At 73.4% G+C, this 3,060-nt stretch carries 1 protein-coding gene; it reads left to right on the top strand.

From position 1 onward, the window contains the following. Positions 1-3,060: type I polyketide synthase (locus UK12_RS32145; protein WP_045306747.1), on the top strand; the 3,060-nt coding region annotated here is incomplete at both ends.

The following is a 3,060-nucleotide window of genomic DNA, read 5'->3' as shown; positions in this document are numbered from 1 at the left end:
CGGTGTGCTGGACGACGGCGTGATCTCCTCCCTCACCCCGGAGCGGATCGACACCGTCCTGCGGCCGAAGGTCGACGCCGCCTGGAACCTGCACGAGCTGACGAAGGATCACGAGCTCTCCGCGTTCGTGCTGTTCTCCTCCGCCGCCGGTGTGTTCGGCGGCGCCGGCCAGGGCAACTACGCGGCGGCCAATGCCTTCCTGGACGCCCTCGCCACCCGGCGCCGCGCCGCCGGACTCCCGGCACTCTCCCTCGCCTGGGGCCTGTGGGCCGAGGAGAGCGGGATGACCGGCGAGCTCGGTGACGCGGGCGTCGAGCGGATGGCGCGCGGCGGTGTGATGGCACTGTCCTCGGCGGAGGGCCTGCACCTGTTCGATGCCTCCGTACGGTCCGCAGAGCCCGTGCTGGTGCCGATCCACCTCGATCTGGCCGGACTGCGCGGGCAGGCGGAGGCGGGCATGCTGCCGCCGCTGCTGCGTGGTCTGCTGCGGACGCCGGTGCGGCGCAGCGCCGACGCCGGTGCGCGGGCCCGTGGCGCCTCGCCGCTGATGCAGCGGCTTGCGGCGCTGCCCGAGGCCGAGCGGGACGCTGCGCTGCTCGACGTGGTGCGGGCCGAGGCGGCCGCCGTTCTCGGGTACGCCGGTCCGCACGCGGTCGACGCCGACCGGGCGTTCAAGGACCTGGGCTTCGACTCGCTGACCGCCGTCGAGCTGCGGAACCGGCTGAACGCGGCGACCGGTCTGCGGCTGCCCGCCACGCTGGTCTTCGACTACCCCAACCCGGGGGCGCTCGCCGCGCTGCTCCGTACCGAGATCCTCGGCTCCCTCCCCGACGTCGCCGCTCTCCCGTCGGCGGCCGCCGACGACGAGCCGATCGCGATCGTCGCGATGGCCTGCCGGTTCCCGGGCGGGGTGTCCTCGCCCGAGGACCTGTGGCGGCTGGTGGCCGACGGCGTCGACGGTGTCTCCGGCTTCCCGGTCGACCGCGACTGGGACACCGAGGCGCTCTACGACAGCGACCCGACGCAGCAGGGCACGACCTACACCCGGGAGGGCGGCTTCCTGCACAACGCCAGCGAGTTCGACCCGGGCTTCTTCGGGATCTCGCCGCGCGAGGCCGTGTCGTTGGACCCGCAGCAGCGCCTGCTGCTGGAGACCTCCTGGGAGGCGTTCGAGCGGGCCGGAATCGACCCGAACTCGGCGCGCGGCAGCCGGACCGGCGTCTTCGTCGGCGTGATGTACAACGACTACGGCATGCTGCTCCAGCAGTCGGTGGAGGCGTTCGAGGGCTACGTCGGCACCGGGAGCTCCGGCAGTATCGCCTCGGGCCGGGTGGCCTACACCCTCGGCCTGGAGGGTCCGGCCGTCAGCATCGACACCGCCTGCTCGTCCTCGCTGGTCGCCCTGCACCTGGCGGTGCAGGCGCTGCGCAACGGCGAGTGCACCCAGGCCCTGGCCGGCGGTGTGGTGGTGATGGCCACCCCGGCGTCCTTCGTGGAGTTCAGCCGCCAGCGCGGCCTGTCACCCGACGGCCGCTGCAAGGCGTTCTCGGCGGACGCGGACGGGGCCGGCTGGGGCGAGGGCGTCGGCATGATCCTGGTGGAGCGGCTGTCGGACGCGCGGCGCAACGGCCACCCGGTGCTGGCGATCGTGCGTGGTTCCGCCGTGAACCAGGACGGTGCGAGCAACGGTCTGACCGCGCCGAACGGGCCGTCCCAGCAGCGGGTGATCCGGCAGGCCCTGGCCTCGGCCGGGCTGTCGGCCGCTGAGGTCGACGCCGTCGAGGCGCACGGCACCGGTACCACCCTGGGCGACCCGATCGAGGCGCAGGCGCTGCTCGCCACCTACGGCCAGGACCGTCCCGAGGACCGTCCGCTGCTGCTGGGCTCGCTGAAGTCCAACATCGCCCACACCCAGGCCGCGGCCGGTGTGGCGGGTGTGATCAAGATGGTGATGGCGATGCGGCACGGTGTGCTGCCGCAGACCCTGCACGTCACCGAGCCCTCCCCGCACGTGGACTGGTCGGCGGGCGCGGTGGAGCTGCTGACCGAGGCCCGGTCGTGGCCCGAGACCGGTGAGCCGCGTCGCGCGGGTGTCTCCTCCTTCGGTATCAGCGGCACCAACGCGCACGTCATCATCGAGCAGGCGCCGGCCGAGGAGGGCCGGACCACCGTCGTCGAACCGACCGGGTCCGCAGGCCGGGTGGAGCTGCCATGGGTGCTCTCGGGCCGCTCCGCACAGGCGCTGCGCGACCAGGCCGAGCGGCTGCTGGCCCGGCTGGACGCCGAGCCGGAGCTCGGCGCGGCCGACCTCGGGTGGTCGCTGGCCACCACGCGCGCAACGCTGGAGCACCGGGCCGCCGTGGTGGGCGCCGACCGGGCGGATCTGCGCCGGGGGCTGGCGGCCCTGGCACACGGCGAGTCGGCGGCGAACCTGCTGCTGGGCGTGGCCGGTCCGGGGCGCCGTACGGCGTTCCTGTTCACCGGTCAGGGCAGCCAGCGGGCCGGGATGGGCGCCGAGTTGTACGAGGCGTTCCCGGTGTTCGCCGGGGCTTTCGACGCGGTCTGCGCCGAGCTGGACCGGCACCTGGAGCGTCCGCTGCGCGAGGTGGTCTTCGCGGACGACAGCGAGCTCCTCGACCGGACCGGTTACACGCAGCCCGCGCTGTTCGCGGTTGAGGTGGCGCTGTTCCGGTTGGTGGAGTCGTGGGGTGTCCGGCCGGACTTCCTGGCGGGTCACTCGATCGGTGAGCTGGCCGCCGCGCACGTCGCCGGGGTTCTGTCGCTGGCTGACGCTGCCACACTGGTGGCCGCGCGCGGTCGACTGATGCAGCAACTGCCCACCGGCGGAGCCATGGTAGCGGTGCAGGCGTCCGAGGCGGAGGTCCTGCCGCTGCTGGGCGCCGAGGTGGGTGTCGCGGCGGTCAACGGGCCGTCGTCGGTGGTGATTTCCGGCGACGAGTTGGCGGTTCTCGAGGTTGCGGAGAAGCTGGCCGCTGATGGCCGGAAGACCAAGCGGCTCATGGTCAGCCACGCGTTCCACTCGCCGTTGATGGAGCCGAT

The sequence above is a fragment of the Saccharothrix sp. ST-888 genome, from assembly GCF_000955975.1.
Lineage (GTDB): Bacteria > Actinomycetota > Actinomycetes > Streptomycetales > Streptomycetaceae > Kitasatospora.
This window is presented reverse-complemented; position numbering and strand designations above follow the sequence as displayed.